This window comes from Hyphomicrobium sp., from assembly GCF_036262015.1.
GTDB lineage: Bacteria > Pseudomonadota > Alphaproteobacteria > Rhizobiales > Hyphomicrobiaceae > Hyphomicrobium_C.
In genome coordinates, this window is the sequence record NZ_DATAJR010000008.1 from 209749 (window position 1) to 225386 (window position 15638).

Sequence of the window (15638 nt, forward strand, 5' to 3'; positions counted from 1 at the left end):
AGACCCCCTTGGGCTTATTCAACCCAACAGAAAGGGCGCGTGATGTCCGGTACGTCCGAGCTCGAGACGCTCAAGAGCGAGCTTCTGGCTGAGATCACTGCGGCGCAGGATCTCGGACAGCTCGAAGCCGTGCGCGTGAAGGTGACGGGCAAGAAGGGCCCCATCGCCCAGCAGATGGCGAAGCTCGCGACCTTGCCTCCCGAGGAGCGCAAGGCATTCGGCGCGGCCAACAATGCCGTGAAGACCGTCGTCACCGAGGCGCTCGAAGCGCGGAAGACGAACCTCGAAGCAGCTGCTCTCGAACTGCGGCTCGCAAGCGAGCGGGCCGACGTGACGCTGCCCGTGCGCCCGGGGCCGGAGGCGCTGGGCCGTATTCATCCGGTGAGCCAGGTCTTCGACGAGTGCGTCGAGATTTTCGCCGATCTCGGTTTCGACGTGGCCGAAGGGCCGGATATCGAAACCGACGATATGAACTTCACGAAGCTCAACATCCCGGCCGAGCATCCGGCGCGGCAGGAGCACGACACCTTCTACTTCCCGCCGAAGGCGGACGGCTCGCGTCTGCTTCTGCGCACGCACACGAGCCCGGTGCAGATCCGCACGATGGAAGCGCGCCGCCCTCCCATCCGCATCATCGCGCCGGGGCGCGTCTATCGCTGCGACAGCGATCAGACGCACACGCCGATGTTCCATCAGATCGAAGGCCTCGTCATCGACGAGACGACCCACATGGGGCACCTCAAGTGGGTGCTCGAAGAGTTCTGCAAAGCCTTCTTCGAGGTCTCGGACGTGAAGATGCGCTTCCGTGCGTCACACTTCCCGTTCACGGAACCGTCGATGGAAGTCGACATCGGCGCGGAGGCGATCGGCAAGCCGGGGCAGTGGCTGGAGATCCTCGGATGCGGAATGGTGCATCCGAACGTGCTGCGCAATTGCGGCCTCGATCCCGACGTCTACCAGGGCTTCGCCTTCGGCATGGGTCTCGATCGGCTCACGATGCTGAAGTACGGCGTACCGGACCTGCGCGCGTTCTTCGGCGGGGATCTGCGCTGGCTGCGCCACTACGGTTTCTCCGTGCTCGACGTGCCGACGCTCGCCGGCGGGCTTTCGACCTGATTTTTTCTTCCCTCACTTCGCTCAGCGAAGGTGGAGCATCCTCATGAAGTTCACGCTCAGCTGGCTCAAGGATCATCTCAAGACCAAGGCGACGGTCGAGGAGATTTCGACCAAGCTTTCGGCCATCGGTCTCGAGGTGGAGAGCGTCGAGGATCCGGCCGCAAAGCTCGGCGCGTTTCGCGTTGCGCGCATCGTCGAAGCGAAGCGGCATCCGAATGCCGACAAGCTGCAAGTGGTGCAAGTCGAGGTCGAGAAGGGCCAGCCGCTGCTCGAGGTGGTGTGCGGCGCACCGAATGCGCGCGCCGGAATGGTCAGCGTGTTCGCGCCGCTCGGCGCATACATTCCGGGTTCCAAAATCACGCTCGAGAAGAAGCCCGTTCGCGGCGTCGTTTCGAACGGCATGATGTGCTCGGCGGCGGAGCTCGAGCTTGCGGACGACAGCGAGGGCATTCTCGATCTGCCGGCCGAGATGGCCGATCAGGTGGGCGCTCGCTACATCGACGTCGCCGGTCTCAACGATCCGGTGTTCGAGGTGAAGCTGACGCCCAACCGGCCGGATTGCACCGGCGTGCGCGGCATCGCGCGCGATCTCGCGGCTGCGGGGCTCGGCACGCTCAAGGACGAGAAGGCGATCTCGGGTGTTGAAGGCGGCATCGACAATCCGATTGCGATTAAGCTCGACTTCGCGAAGGGCACTGAGGACGCGTGCCCCGTGTTCGCCGGGCGTTTGATCAAGGGTGTCGCCAACGGCCCGTCGCCTGAGTGGCTGCAGAACCGGCTCAAGGCGGTCGGGCTTCGGCCGATCAACGCGCTGGTCGACGTGACCAACTACATCAGCCAGGATCGCGGGCGGCCGCTTCACGTCTATGACGCGGACAAGCTCAAGGGCGCTGTCGCAGCGCGGCTCGGCAAGGCCGGTGAAAAGTTCCTCGGCCTCGACGGCAAGGAGCATGAGGTCGACGAGACCATGTGCGTGATCGCCGACGACAGCGGCCCGCTCGGTCTCGGCGGCATCATCGGCGGTGAGGCGTCCGGCTCGACGGACGCGACCACGAACGTGCTTATCGAGAGCGCCTACTTCGATCCACTGCGTACGGCAGCAACGGGCCGCAAGACCGGCCTCGTGACGGATGCGCGCTATCGCTTCGAGCGTGGCGTCGATCCCGAAAGCGTGCTGCCGGGGCTCGATCTCGCGACGCAGATGATCCTCAAGCTCTGCGGCGGCAAGCCTTCGAAGGCGACGGTCGCGGGCAAGGTGCCGGATACGAAGCGCGTCATCCTGTTCGATATCGGACGCGTCGAGAAGTTGTCGGGGCTATCGCTGCCGGCCAATGAGATCAAGACGACGCTGGAGACGCTGGGCTGCGTGCTCGTCGGCGAGAGTAACCTGCTCGAAGTGACGCCGCCGTCATGGCGGCCGGACATTCACGGCGCGGCCGACTTGGTCGAAGAGGTGGTGCGCATCGCCGGTATCGATCGTATCCCGGCAACGCCTTTGCCGCGTACCAGCGGTGTTTCGAAGCCGGTCCTGACAGACAAGCAGAAGCGCGCGCGCAAGGCGCGGCACTTGCTCGCTGCGCGCGGGCTGGTCGAGGCGGTGACGTGGTCGTTCCTGCCCAAGCCGCAGGCCGAGCTGTTCGGCGCCGGGGCTTCGCTGGTGGAACTCGCAAATCCGATTTCGGTCGATCTCGCTGTGATGCGTCCGAGCTTGCTGCCGGGCCTGCTCGCCGCCGTTGAGCGCAACCGCAATCGCGGCTTCGGCGACGTGGCGCTGTTCGAACTCGGTCAGGCCTATCGTGGCGACACGCCCGAGGATCAGTACCTCGCGGCGGCCGGCGTACGGGCCGGCACGGCTGGAGCGTCGGGCGGTGGGCGTCATTGGGATGGCAAGGCCGAGGACGTGAACGTGTTCGACGCCAAGGCCGATGCCGCGGCCGTTCTGTCCGCGCTGGGCGTGGATGCGGGCAAGGCTCAGATCACGCGCGATGCGCCCGCTTGGTATCATCCAGGGCGCTCGGGCACGCTGCGGCTCGGACCCAAAACCGTGCTTGCTTATTTCGGTGAGATCCATCCGGCGACGCTGTCGGCGCTGGACGTGGCCGGGCCGGTGATCGGCTTCGAAGTGTTTCTCGACGCCCTCCCGCCGGAGAAGCGCAAGAGCCGCGCAAAGGCGGCTCTGGCTCAGTCCGACCTGCTGCCGGTGAAGCGCGACTTTGCGTTCGTACTCGATCGCGGCGTTAACGCCGGTGATGTCGTTCGTGCGGCGCAGGGCGCTGACAAGGCATTGATTTCGGCTGTGTCTGTGTTCGACGTGTTCGAGGGCGGAGCGCTCGCGGCCGAGGGCAAAAAATCCGTGGCCATCGAGGTCACGCTGCAGCCCATTGCGGAAACGCTGACCGACAAGGCGATCGAGGCGATCTCCCAGAAGGTCATCGCCGACGTCAAGAAGGCGACCGGCGGCGAAATCCGAAGCTGATCGGCGTTTGTCCGGGAGGCGGGGCGTGAGGCAACGGCCTCTCAACGCTTTTCCGACTAATAGATATTCTGTCGCACCCCTCCGGCCAATTCCTGCTAAGAGGCTGGGCGATCCAATACTCTTTGGTCGTGCTTCTCAGAGGCACGCAAGACCTTGTGCGGGAGACACGAATGTCTGCAGACGTAATGACGACGGATAGCTCGGCACCGTTGATCCTGCCCAAGCCGGATCTGCATCACATCATCGTGGTCGGTGGCGGGGCCGGCGGGCTCGAACTGGCGACACGGCTCGGCGATAAGCTCGGCAAGGATGGCTGGTTCGGCAAGCGGCGCGCCGCAATCACGCTCGTCGATCGCTCGCGCACCCATATCTGGAAGCCGCTGCTGCACGAAATTGCCGCTGGCAGCATGGACGTCGACCGGCACGAGGTCGAGTACATGGCGCAGGGGCACTGGCATGGCTTCAAGTACCGCTACGGCGAGATGATCGGCCTCGACCGGGCCAAGAAGCTCGTGCACCTGGCGCGCACCGTCGATGAGGACGGCCGTGAGATCACGCCGGACCGCTGGCTCCCCTACGATACGCTCGTGATTGCGGTCGGCAGCGTCTCGAACGATTTCGGCGTGCCCGGCGTCAAGGAGCACGCCCTCATGCTGGATACGCCGGAGCAGGCGGAGCGCTTCAATCGCCGCCTGATCAATGCTTGCGTGCGCGCGAATACGCAGCGCGAGCCCATCCGTCCGGAACAGCTTCACGTGGCGATCATCGGCGCCGGTGCAACGGGAACCGAGCTTTCCGCCGAGCTGCACGGCACTGCCCGCGGCGTCGTCGCGTTCGGACTCGACAAGATCAATCCGGAGACGGACATCCGCATCACGCTGATCGAAGCGGCAGATCGTATCGTTCCGGCGTTGCCGCCGCGCATTTCGCAGGCGACGAAGGATATTCTGACGAAGCTCAACGTCGATGTGCGCACCGATGCGCGCGTGACGGAAGTGACGTCCACCGGCGTGAAGCTCGCCAACGGCGATTTCATTCCGTCCGAGCTCGTGGTGTGGGCGGCTGGTGTCAAAGGCCCCGACGTGCTCAAGAACATGGATGGCCTCGAGGTGAGCCGCTCGACGCAGCTCGTCGTCAAGCCGACATTGGAGACCACGCTCGATCCGAACATCTTTGCGTTCGGCGATTGCGCCTACTTGGTTCCGCCCGGCGAGACGCAGCCCATTCCGCCGCGCGCCCAGGCCGCGCACCAGGAAGCCTCGCATCTCGTGAAGCAGATCATTGCACGGCTTAGCGGTCAGCCGCTGAAGCCGTTCAAGTACCGCGACTTCGGCTCGCTGGTTTCGCTCGGCCACTATTCGACGGTGGGGAGCCTGATGGGCTTCGTCACGGGGAAAAACATGCTGATCGAGGGCTTCGTCGCTAAGCTCATGTATCGCTCGCTCTACAAGATGCACGAGACGGCGCTGCACGGGTATTGGAAGGTCGCGCTCGATTCCGTGTCGCGGCTGCTGACGCGGCGCACGGAGCCGCATGTGAAGCTGCACTAGGCAGTAGGGAGACCCATGGGGGAACTAGTGAATGCGACCGGCGGATGCCTCTGCGGGGCGGTTCGTTTCACGATCAAAGGTACGTCGATCCGCATGGCGCAATGTCATTGCCTCGACTGCCAGCGCGCCTCGGGAACGGGGCATATGTCAAATGCCATCTTCCGCATTGAGGATGTGCAGGTGACCGGCACGACGGCGAGCTTCGCCAGCACGGCCGACAGCGGCAATGTCCTGACCCGGCACTTCTGTCCGACCTGCGGCGGACGCCTTTTCCTCTACAGCAAGGCGCGTCCCGGCATGATCGTCATGGCCGCCGGGGCGTTCGATGACAGCAGCTGGTTCGAGCCCGAGATCGTGCTGTACACGAAGCGCCGGCCGCACTGGGATATCACGACCGATGCCGTGCCGAATTTCGAAGCCGGGCCGCCGCCCAAGCCCAAGGGGTAGGGTCCTAGGGCAACTTTTCCGGACGACCCCTACAATTTTAAGAAAGCGCTCAACTGGGAATTGACCCGGCTTTGTTAGCCTAGCTCTGCGGGTGGATGGCCTGTGGAGGTTGCACTCATGTGCGCGCTCAGTCTCACATTGGTATTCGTACTGGCCCATATCGTGGCCTGGTCAGCGCTTGGCGGCGGCTGGCGGGGCGCTGCCCGAGCTCCATTCACCGTCCTCTTCCCGGCGCTGGCCCTTCTGCTGCTCGATGCCGTTTTCAACGACAACTACGCTGGGCTGGGGCTCAAGCTCACGACGCTGCTGAGCTGGGAGATGCTGTACTTCTTCCTGTACCTGTGTCTCCGGATCGCGCTGCGGCCCGTTGCGTCGGCTCCGCCGGCCGAGGGCTAGGTCGTCCGCTTCTACGCCGGGCCGAGCAGGTATCCGATGCGACCGTCGGAGACTTCCCGCAGACGTTCCAGATGATCCAGCATGTCCCGGCCGTGAAGTGGAAAGCCGGTCATGGATACATGATTGTCGTCGAGGGCATTGAGCGACGGCATCACTTCTTCTGCGGATTTGTGCAGCATGGCGATGGTGGCAACGCAGGCGCGGCTCATATTGCGCGGCACCTTCGGCACGACGCTGGAGATCAGGTTCTTCGCGCGGTCCGAGAGATAGCTCGATAGCCGTCCGAAGACGGAAATGAGCTTGATTGCGAAATCCTCTTTGAACGCGTAACCGCGCGTCTCCATCCACTCGAAGAACTTGGTCATCACCATGTCCTGGCGGCGCAGGAGCGGCGTGAGCCTGTAGTCCTGCCATTCCGCAACGAGATCGAAACGAGGATCCAGGTCGATATCACCGGGCGCGTAGGTTTCCTTGGCGCGCACACCGATGCTCTTGAAAAAGGCCTTGTTGTTACGCTGGTCGAACTTCGTCTTGTAGGCCGGCAGCACGACCTTGCCGTTGGTCGCATCGGAATAGGCTTGTGCAACGAGCTTGGCGCAGAACAGCGAACGGCGTCCTTTGAGACGCATCGTGAAGTCATAGGGAATATGCCGGCCGTAGCCCGACTTGGATGCTAGCACGCGAGCATGGGCGAGTTTGGCGGCGCGCTCGGCAATGGCCGCATCATGAAAGCGGTATAGAACAGCACGTCCGAGGTTGTGATCTAGCACGTGCTCGAGCGTGTTGATGACGGCGCCGTCCTCGATCAGGGCCTCGACGAGCCAATGTTTTCCATCGGCGTCGATGTAGACGATGGCCGTGTGGCTGAACTGAGTGTCGACGTCACCGATACGGGCGATGGCGGCGCTGTTGTGCGCGCTTCCGCGCATGACCAGGACGTCGCCGGATCTGAACGGGATGTTGTGACCGGTCTCGTAGGCGCGATGCACGAGGGTGTTCCAAGCGGAGCCGGTGAACGCGCGCTTGCTTTTCTCTCCCGGCGCGAGCCGCGGATTGCCGGATGCGATCTCGCCCAGCATGTCGGATGCGTAGCGTGCGATGCGGAAGACATCCCTCAGGGCATTCTGCGCGGGCCGCGCAAAGATGCCTTGCGATTGCCAGGCTGCGATGCGGTCGCGCAGGCGCATGCGGACTGTGAAGAGACTATGCATGAGATAGGGCGCAGCGTGCGTAACTTCCCGGCGATCGGCTTCGGCGAGGTCTGTGTCGTGGATGAGGCCATACGCCGAGCGGAGTGCCGCTTCGAGTTCGTGCGTGGTGCCGTACTCCTGGTCTGCGACAGCGCCAATGCGGGCCAAGCGCTCTTCGAGTCCACTTACGACCGTCCGTTGCACAGCGCTTACTCCCTACCCGTCGCGACTTTTTGCAATCGACTTGACTTACGTCTTACGACGGCGCTGGCCGCCGGAAAATGCTCCGGGCTGCAATTATCGCCGGATTCTTGCGGCGGAGACCGGAACGCCACACGCGGTCGGAGCAATCCAATGACCATCTTGAGGCGTCCCCGCGCCCCATTGGCCCATGATGAGCCGTCTGCGCCGGATTGGTAAGAAGCCGGCGCAGCGATGGTAAAGTCTTTATGATGATGGATGCCGAGAAGATCAGCCGTTACGTAGCGCTGCGAGCAATTCCAGTGTGGGATAGGAGTCCGCGGGCAACTTGTACTTGATCTGCATGGCTTTAATGGCCTGCCGGCTTTTCAAACCAATCAAGCCGTCGATCTCGCCGACATCGTATCCGCGCGCCGCGAGCTGGCGCTGCAGCTCCTTGGCTTCGTCGATGCTGAGCACCGGGATGCCCTCGCGACCACGGCGCATGGGAGGCGCGCCATTGATGCGGGTGGAGAGATAGGCGGCGGTCGTCGCGTAGTTGAGCGACTGGTTCCACTGCAGATAGACGTCGAAGTTCGGCAGGGCGAGGAAGGCCGGTCCGTAGCGGCCCATCGGTAGGAGCAGCGACGCTTGCATCGCGTCCTTCTCGAGCGGTTGGCCATCCGCCTTCGTGACGCCCCACGCCGCCCACTGCGAGCGCGGATGTTTGATCGCAAGATCCGACTGATCCCACGGCATCTGCTCCGGAACGCGAACCTCCTGCAGCCAGGGTTCGTTCGGACGCCAGCCGAGATGGTTCATGTAGTTGGCGGTGGTGCCGATGATATCGGTGGCGTTGCTGAACAGATCCGGACGTCCATCGCGATCATAGTCGATGGCGTGCTCGAGATAGCGGGTCGGCAGGAACTGGGTTTGGCCGATCTCGCCGGCCCAGGAGCCGATCATCGTCTCGGGTGTCATGTCGCCACGATCGATGATCTGCAGTGCGGCCTTCAGTTCGTCACGGAACATTGGACCGCGGCGGCAATCGTAGGCCAGCGTTACGAGCGAGCGCATGATCGGCAGCTTGCCCATGCCGGCGCCGAAGTCGCTTTCGAGGGCCCAGAAGCCGGTGATGACGCTGGGGTCCACGCCGAATTCCTTTACGGCGCGGTCGAAAGCTTCGCGGTTTTTCTGGATCTGGGCGCGGCCGTTGGTAACGCGGTTGGGGGTGGCGAGCTTGGCGGAGAAGTCGAGGAAGCTCTGCGCGAAGAAGCCCTGGCGGCGGTCGCGCGCGATGACGCCCTGGTCCGGCGTCATGCCGTCGAGCGCCATCGAGATGGTGCGCTGGCTGATGCCTTCGGCGGCCGCCTCACGCCGGAAGTCGCGCATCCAGGTGTCGAAGGCCCAGCTCGTCTTGCAGTTGCGGGGGGCCGGCGGCGGCGGCAGGCCCTTGGTCGAGACGCGGCCAGCAGCTTGTGGGACGGCGGGGCTCTGCACGGCAGCAGGTGTGGCAGCTGCCGGAGCGGAGGGCGTTGCTGGCGGGGCGGCCGTGGCCACTCCGTCCGCGGCCGGAACGGGGGCTACCGCTGGCGGAGCCTTCTTTTTCTGAGGTTTAGCCTTTGGCGCCTCGCCCGACGGGCCGAACTCGATGCCTCCTGCCGTGGCCGGAATGTCTGCAGTCACAAGAATGGCGGTGGCAATGAGGGACGCGGCAACGGCAAGGGGGCGTGCAAATCGCATTTCGGATCCATCCGGCTTTCGGTTCGCCGCCACTCATGCCGACCCATATGGCAACGTCAAGACTAAGGGGCTTCGAGCGTGCGGATGCTTGCCGGCGTGTTCCGGCGAATATCCGTGCCAAGTCAAAGCGTTTCCCAAATTATTAGAATAGTTCTAATATGTGCGCTGTCTTGTCTCGGCGGGCGCGGTCTCTGGCCGCTTCAATAAGGGCCGGATCGCCCTTTTGCGGTGTCGCGCGAGGTGATAAGCAGCGGCGCATGACCGATACCTCATTGATCCGCAACTTCTCCATCATCGCGCACATCGATCACGGCAAGTCGACGCTGTCGGACCGTTTGATCCAGATCTGCGGAAACGTGTCGAACCGCGAGATGAAGGAGCAAATCCTCGACTCGATGGACATCGAGCGCGAGCGCGGCATCACCATCAAGGCGCAGACCGTGCGCCTCGACTACAAATACAAGGACGGCAAGATCTATCAGCTCAATCTGATGGATACGCCCGGCCACGTGGACTTCGCCTACGAGGTCTCGCGGTCGCTTGCTGCCTGCGAAGGCGCGATCCTGGTCGTCGATGCAAGCCAAGGCGTCGAGGCCCAGACTCTGGCCAACGTCTATCAGGCGCTCGACAACAATCTCGAGATCTTGCCGGTTCTGAACAAGGTCGACCTGCCGTCGGCCGACGAAGACCGGGTCAAGCAGCAGATCGAGGACGTGATTGGCATCGACGCCTCGGATGCCATCGGTGTCTCGGCCAAGACCGGGCTCAACGTTGAGGCGGTGCTTGCGGCGATCGTGGAGCGCCTTCCAGCGCCCAAGGGAGATGCCTCGAAGCCGCTGAAGGCCATGCTCGTCGACAGCTGGTACGACGCCTATCTCGGCGTCGTCGTTCTGGTGCGCGTCATCGACGGCACGCTGAAGCGCGGCCAGAAGGTGACGATGATGGCGACCGACGGCCACTATCAGGTGGAGCGCGTCGGCATCTTCCGCCCGAAACAGGAGATGCTGGCGGAGCTGGGGCCAGGCGAAGTCGGCTTCTTCACGGCTGCGATCAAGGAAGTCGCAGACACGCGCGTCGGCGATACCGTGACCGACGAAAAGAACCCGACGTCCGAAGCACTGCCGGGCTTCAAGCCGGCGCAACCGGTCGTGTTCTGCGGCCTGTTCCCCGTCGATGCGGCGGACTTCGAGGATCTGCGCGACGCCATGGCGCGCTTGCGCCTGAACGACGCCAGCTTCTCGTTCGAGGCGGAAAGTTCAGCGGCGCTGGGTTTCGGCTTCCGCTGCGGTTTCCTGGGACTTCTGCATCTCGAAATCATCACCGAGCGGCTTGAGCGCGAGTTCAATCTCGACCTCATCACCACGGCGCCATCGGTCATCTATCACATCCATATGACCGACGGCTCGATGATCGAGCTACACAACCCGGCCGACATGCCGGATACGGTCCGCATCGATCACATCGAGGAGCCATGGATTGAGGCAACTATCCTGGTACCGGACGAGTATCTGGGCTCCGTCTTGAAGCTGTGCCAGGATCGGCGCGGGCGCCAGAAGCAGCTCACCTACGTCGGCACGCGCGCCATGCTGGTCTACGAGCTTCCGCTTAACGAGGTGGTGTTCGACTTCTACGACCGGCTGAAGTCCGTCTCACGCGGCTATGCCTCGTTCGACTACCAGATCAAGGGCTACGAGGAGAACGAGCTCGTCAAGCTCTCGATCCTGGTCAACGACGAGCCCGTCGATGCTCTCTCAATGATCGTGCACCGTACGCGCGCGGAAAGCCGTGGACGCTCCATGTGCGAAAAGCTCAAGGAGCTGATCCGGCCGCATCTGTTCAAGATTCCGATCCAGGCGGCCATCGGCGGAAAGGTCATCGCGCGCGAGACCATCAGCGCGCTCCGCAAGGACGTGATTGCCAAGTGCTACGGCGGTGACATCTCGCGTAAGCGGAAGCTGCTCGACAAGCAGAAGGCCGGCAAGAAGAAGATGCGCGAGTTCGGCAAGGTCGAGATCCCGCAGGAAGCCTTCATCGCCGCGCTTAAGATGGACGAGAACTAGAGGGCGGTGTGGCGCATTCGAGTTCTCGTCGACGCTGGTGTCTTCTCGCGTTGGCCGCGGCAACGACACTTGCCGCGTGCACTAGTCAAGTTTCCGATGATTTGAGCATCGAAGCGCTCGGAAAGAGCGGCAAGGCAGTCATCGTCATGGCTGCGTCTCTCGATAGCAACGCAGAAAGGTCTTGCACCGAGATCGGATTGGCGCCCCTGAACAGGGCGGAGAGGACGGAACTCTACGTCCAACTTGATGGTCAAAGGCTCTACAAGATCAGGCTAAAGCTTGGCACGGGCTATGTTGTCGATGCGGGCAATGAGATCATCGGCTCGATGCAGATCGAGCCCGGTACCTACGCGGTTGCTGCCGCGACGTGTCGCCCTTCCCACGGCACTAAGTTAATGCAGGCTATATCGTCGGATCCCAAGGGATTTGCGACTTTCACTGTTGCGGCAGGCGAGGTCGTCAATCTTGGAAAGCTTGTCATTCTCGAGGTGGATTCCGGCTCTGGACCTCCAACGGAACGGTACAACTACGTGTCCCTCGCGACTGCTCTCAAGACCGATCCGCGCGCGCGCCTCAACAAAGACTTGGCAGCGCGCCTCGTCGATCGCCTGTTGGAGTTGGGCCATCCGCCTTTGCCGCAAGCTGAACTCGTGCGTATTTGTCAGCAGAGGCGCGCGAACCCAAGCTCGATTATTGGCCCGTCGTCACCTCCTGTCGTCTGCGCCTTGGCGGGGCTCTAGCCGCGCATCGGCGGTGTTTGGTTCCAAACAGAATCCGGTCCGCAGCCGCAGAACGGCGGGCCGAATCCAGTAGTTGTCGCGCCGTGTGCTACTTGCTCTTCCAGCCCGACTCTTTGCTGCACTGCTCCATCACTTTGGGATTGGCCTTTTCCCACTCGGTGATCGAGCGCGATTCATTGTCCGACATTTGATTGTTCATGCAGGTGCAATACTTGGTGACGACGTCGGCCGCCTGTTTCTCGTCCTTGTTCTCGATCACGCAGTCGCCGATCCACTTGGCGTCATCGGCATTCTTGTCGGCAAAGGCAGGCGAGGCGATGCAAGCGAGCAGTGCGACCAAAGCATAGCGTTTCATTTTTCAAGTCTCCCTCAGTGGACAAATCTCTATGCCCGAGCGAATCGGGGGTTGTCGTCTCATTCCGCGCAAAGTCGTGATCCGCTAGACGCGATGTGGCACGGCTTCGTTGCGGAGTTCGCTCGGGGCAAATCCGTAGGTATGGCGGAAAACACGATAGAAAGTAGCCATGCTCTCGAAGCCGCACGCAAAGGCGATGTCGACGACGGGACGTGCCGGGTCGGCAAGCAATTGCCGGTGGGCTTCGGCGAGACGCGCTGCTGTAACCGCGCGCGAGAAGCTTTGTCCCGTCGGTTCGAACAACAGGTGCAGGCCGCGAACGGAGATGCCCAGAAGCTTGGCGACGAGGGCAGGCGAAAGATCCGCGCGGTGCAAGTTCTCGATCATTGTCCGGCGGGCGACGTGATACTGGCCGAAGTGGATAGCGGCCCGGCTTTCCGGTGAGCCGGGTGCTGCGCGACCGCGCACGAGCAACGCCAACTGGCCGAGATTTGTAACGGCCGCTTCCGGATCCGCGATTGACGAACCTTGCTCGACAAGCGCGGCAAAGCCCGCGCCGATGAGCTTGGTGAGCCATAGGCCCGCCGCGAGGGGCTCGTGGTCGAGCGCGCGTGCGCCCTTGGCGAGCGTGTCGCGTCCCTTCAATGGGATCTTGAGCATGCGGAAGTGGAAACCGTCGGTGCGAGTCGGGATCCCGGTATAAGGCATGTCGGAATGACTGACGATGAGCGCGGAATTGGTGATTGCGCGTACGCGGTCGCGGCCAATGTCCATCCAACCGGGCCCGCGCACCTGCTCCGAGATGCAAAGGCTGTCGCTTGCCAGGCGGTCGATGTCCGCCTGAGTCCGGCTGACGCGATATGTGGACGCGTGCATTTCAGCGAGCGTGGCGCTGCCTATCGTGGCGGCGGAGAAGCGGCCATGGAAATCTCCCCGCTTCGCCTTTTCAAGCTCGATCGTAACGCCGAAAAGCTGCTTGCCCCTGACTTCGACCCAATGGTCGAACCGGTCCTTCGCCGGCAGGTCGTCGGTGGAAAACGTCAGCATGCGCCCCTCTTGCGGAGCAGCACTGTCGTCTAGGAAAGCGCTGCCTGCAAGTCAAAGAGTGTGTCAGCCAAACTAGCGAGGGGAGCGTAAGCGTTCGACTTCGCTTTCCAGCTCTGCAATGCGCCCTTGGAGTTTGAGGATGGCTGCTTCCACGTCCTCGATCGGTACAAGTTGGGGAATGTGCTGAGGACAGTTGCGATCCCACGCTTCGATCTCGAACAGGATTGCACGTTCCGCGATCGCATTTCCTTGCGAGGGCCGAAGACTCGACAAGAGCTCGTCGTCGTTCTCGACAACCCTAGCGCGTCCCCAGATTTTCACGCGTCTGCGCCGCGCGTAGTCCATCACGAAGATGAATGCGCGTGGGTTCTCCGACAAGTTACCGGCCGTGATGTATTGCCGGTTACCGGCCAGATCGGCAAATCCGAGGGTGTGCTCGTCAATCACCTTCAGGAAACCCGGTGACCCACCGCGATGCTGGATGTAGGGCTGGCCTTCCGCGTTTGCTGTTCCGAGGTAGAAGGATCTGGCCTCTGCCAGCACGGCTGCGAGATCGGGCGTGACGACATTCGCCCAACCTTTGCTGTTCTCCATCCGCTCGTACTGACGGCGCGATCCGTGGCGTACCTGTTCCGCCTTGACGGCCGGCGTAAATGCAACGTCCGAGACGTAACGGGCCATGCATAGCCTCCTTCAAACGGAAGGGTACGCCGCGAAGTCAGGCTCAGATCGCAGGCATCCCAATGAAGCCAGGAAGGGCTTTGATCCGGCTGACCCAAGCCGCGACCGCCGGGTAGCCGTCGAGCGGCACGCCGCCTTCGTGACCAAGGGCGACGTACGGCATGCAGGCGATGTCGGCTATGGTGGGCCGCCCAAGCGCCAGCCAGGAACGCGTCGCAAGATGCTGGTCCAGAATGCCAAGTACGCGCGCGGCTTTTGCACGAGCTTGATCAACGTCGAGCTTGTATCCAAACTTGTCATGCAGGCGGGCATCGTTGGGGCCGCGCGCAATCTCGTTTTCGGCAACCATCAGCCATTCGCTTACTCGGGCGAGTTCTTCCGCATTGGTCGGGAGCCAATCTTCGCGAACCCATTTGCGCGCGATGTAAACGAGGATAGCTTGGCTGTCGCGCAACACCAGATCGCCGTCCTGAAAGATGGGAATCTCGCCGAAGGGATTGAGGTCGCTCAGGGGCGATTTCTTGTGTGCGCCGGATAGGAAATCCACGGGGATGATTTCGAGCGGCACACCCAAGAGGGCGCACAGCAAGCGCACCTTGTAGCAATTGCCCGAAAGCTCGAGGTCATAGAGCTTCGCCGCCATTGTGATGTTCCTTCTGACGCGTGATTGCCGATGCATCACACTGGCGTATTGGTCTCTTCTCCGATAGATAGGAAAATCAGGAAGGATATTTCCGGAAAATGGAATAGTAGATGGACCGCCTTCGGGCCATGGCTGTGTTTGTCGAAGTGGCCGAGGCAGGAAGCTTGAGCGCTGCGGCGCGCCATCTTAGCGAGCCGCTCACCAACATCAGCCGATTGCTTTCACAGCTTGAGGAGCATCTCGGCGTCACGCTGGTGGACCGCACAACCCGGCGCATGATGCTGACCCATGCGGGGCGCGAATACCTGAAGGCGTGCCGTGGGGTGCTGGAAACGCTCGAAAGCGCGCAAAATCGCATTGCAGGCCAGACGACCGAGCTATCCGGTGAGATTGCGATCACGGCGCCCGTCAGCTTCGGGCGCCTGCATGTGCTGCCGGTGATTGCCGAGTTTCTCGCAGCGTATCCCCGGATCAATACGAGGCTCATCCTTGTCGACCGTGTCGTTGATCTCTTGGAGGAGGATCTCGATGTCGCGGTGCGCATCGGGAAATTGCCGGATTCCGCACTCTTGGCGATGCGCGTTGGATCGCTGAGGCTCGTGACCTGTGCGTCGCCTCTCTACCTCGAACGAAGCGGAACGCCTTCAACGATCATGGGCCTTGCCAACCATGACTGCGTGACCTTTGCCGGCGTGGCTGCTGGACAGCGGTGGGTCTTCAAGAGCGCACGCCATGGCCGGAAAAGCGTACGGGTTCGGGCCCGGCTTTCCGTCACCACGGCCGAGGCTGCAGTTGAAGCGGCGATTGCGGGCGTGGGGATCACACGCGTGTTTTCCTATCAGGCGCGCGCGGCGCTGGAAGCCGGTCTGTTGAAACCAATCCTCGAGCGTTTCGAGGAGACATCAATTCCCATTCACCTCGTGTATCGGTCAACGCGCGCGGATACCCCGCGTGTCCAGGAGTTCGTTCGATTTGCGGCGGAGAGATTTCGTTCTCAGCGTTCGCTGCGATAGG

General features: G+C 62.4%; 14 protein-coding genes. 8 read left to right on the forward strand and 6 right to left on the reverse strand.

The window, feature by feature from the left end:
• Positions 1–42 precede the first annotated feature (42 nt).
• The 5 genes from pheS to VHO05_RS09705 all read left to right on the forward strand — a co-directional run bounded on the left by pheS (position 43) and on the right by VHO05_RS09705 (position 5985).
• On the forward strand, positions 43–1116 hold the full coding sequence (gene pheS / locus VHO05_RS09685; RefSeq protein ID WP_329646375.1) for a phenylalanine--tRNA ligase subunit alpha: 1074 nt from the start codon (positions 43–45) through the stop codon (positions 1114–1116).
• Between the two features lie 43 nt (positions 1117–1159).
• Positions 1160–3592: a phenylalanine--tRNA ligase subunit beta gene (gene pheT / locus VHO05_RS09690; protein WP_329646376.1), complete on the forward strand. Its 2433-nt coding sequence runs from the start codon at positions 1160–1162 to the stop codon at positions 3590–3592.
• 170 nt (positions 3593–3762) lie between these two features.
• On the forward strand, positions 3763–5142 hold the full coding sequence (locus VHO05_RS09695) for an NAD(P)/FAD-dependent oxidoreductase (protein ID WP_329646377.1): 1380 nt from the start codon (positions 3763–3765) through the stop codon (positions 5140–5142).
• A 15-nt stretch (positions 5143–5157) separates the two neighbouring features.
• The gene (locus tag VHO05_RS09700) at positions 5158–5589 is read left to right on the forward strand and encodes a GFA family protein (protein ID WP_329646378.1); all 432 of its coding nucleotides are present in this window, start codon (positions 5158–5160) and stop codon (positions 5587–5589) included.
• A 117-nt stretch (positions 5590–5706) separates the two neighbouring features.
• Positions 5707–5985, forward strand: coding sequence for a hypothetical protein (locus VHO05_RS09705; protein ID WP_329646379.1), 279 nt, complete (start codon positions 5707–5709; stop codon positions 5983–5985).
• A gap of 11 nt (positions 5986–5996) precedes the next feature.
• Here VHO05_RS09705 and VHO05_RS09710 read toward each other — a convergent pair whose 3' ends face one another.
• Both VHO05_RS09710 and VHO05_RS09715 read right to left on the reverse strand, forming a co-directional pair.
• Entirely contained in the window at positions 5997–7379 is a 1383-nt protein-coding gene (locus tag VHO05_RS09710) for a YiiX/YebB-like N1pC/P60 family cysteine hydrolase (RefSeq protein WP_329646380.1), read from the reverse strand.
• Positions 7380–7646: 267 nt separating this feature from the next.
• Positions 7647–9098 carry a lytic murein transglycosylase gene (locus tag VHO05_RS09715; protein WP_329646381.1) on the reverse strand — a complete coding sequence of 484 codons (1452 nt, stop codon included), beginning with the start codon at positions 9096–9098 and terminating at the stop codon, positions 7647–7649.
• A gap of 257 nt (positions 9099–9355) precedes the next feature.
• Between VHO05_RS09715 and lepA the strand changes: the two genes are divergently transcribed.
• Together lepA and VHO05_RS09725 are read left to right on the forward strand one after the other, a co-directional pair.
• Positions 9356–11158 carry a translation elongation factor 4 gene (gene lepA / locus VHO05_RS09720; protein ID WP_329646382.1) on the forward strand — a complete coding sequence of 601 codons (1803 nt, stop codon included), beginning with the start codon at positions 9356–9358 and terminating at the stop codon, positions 11156–11158.
• Positions 11159–11259: 101 nt separating this feature from the next.
• Positions 11260–11898, forward strand: coding sequence for a hypothetical protein (locus tag VHO05_RS09725; protein ID WP_329646383.1), 639 nt, complete (start codon positions 11260–11262; stop codon positions 11896–11898).
• A gap of 88 nt (positions 11899–11986) precedes the next feature.
• On the opposite strand, the gene VHO05_RS09730 is transcribed toward VHO05_RS09725, so the two are convergent.
• The 4 genes from VHO05_RS09730 to VHO05_RS09745 all read right to left on the reverse strand — a co-directional run bounded on the left by VHO05_RS09730 (position 11987) and on the right by VHO05_RS09745 (position 14624).
• Positions 11987–12253 carry a hypothetical protein gene (locus tag VHO05_RS09730; protein ID WP_329646384.1) on the reverse strand — a complete coding sequence of 89 codons (267 nt, stop codon included), beginning with the start codon at positions 12251–12253 and terminating at the stop codon, positions 11987–11989.
• An 84-nt stretch (positions 12254–12337) separates the two neighbouring features.
• Positions 12338–13300, reverse strand: coding sequence for an AraC family transcriptional regulator (locus tag VHO05_RS09735; RefSeq protein WP_329646385.1), 963 nt, complete (start codon positions 13298–13300; stop codon positions 12338–12340).
• A 72-nt stretch (positions 13301–13372) separates the two neighbouring features.
• Positions 13373–13981, reverse strand: coding sequence for a pyridoxamine 5'-phosphate oxidase family protein (locus VHO05_RS09740; RefSeq protein ID WP_329646386.1), 609 nt, complete (start codon positions 13979–13981; stop codon positions 13373–13375).
• A gap of 43 nt (positions 13982–14024) precedes the next feature.
• The gene (locus tag VHO05_RS09745; protein WP_329646387.1) at positions 14025–14624 is read right to left on the reverse strand and encodes a glutathione S-transferase; all 600 of its coding nucleotides are present in this window, start codon (positions 14622–14624) and stop codon (positions 14025–14027) included.
• 110 nt (positions 14625–14734) lie between these two features.
• On the opposite strand from VHO05_RS09745, the gene VHO05_RS09750 reads away from it, so the two are divergent.
• Positions 14735–15637: a LysR family transcriptional regulator gene (locus VHO05_RS09750; protein WP_329646388.1), complete on the forward strand. Its 903-nt coding sequence runs from the start codon at positions 14735–14737 to the stop codon at positions 15635–15637.
• Position 15638 lies beyond the last annotated feature (1 nt).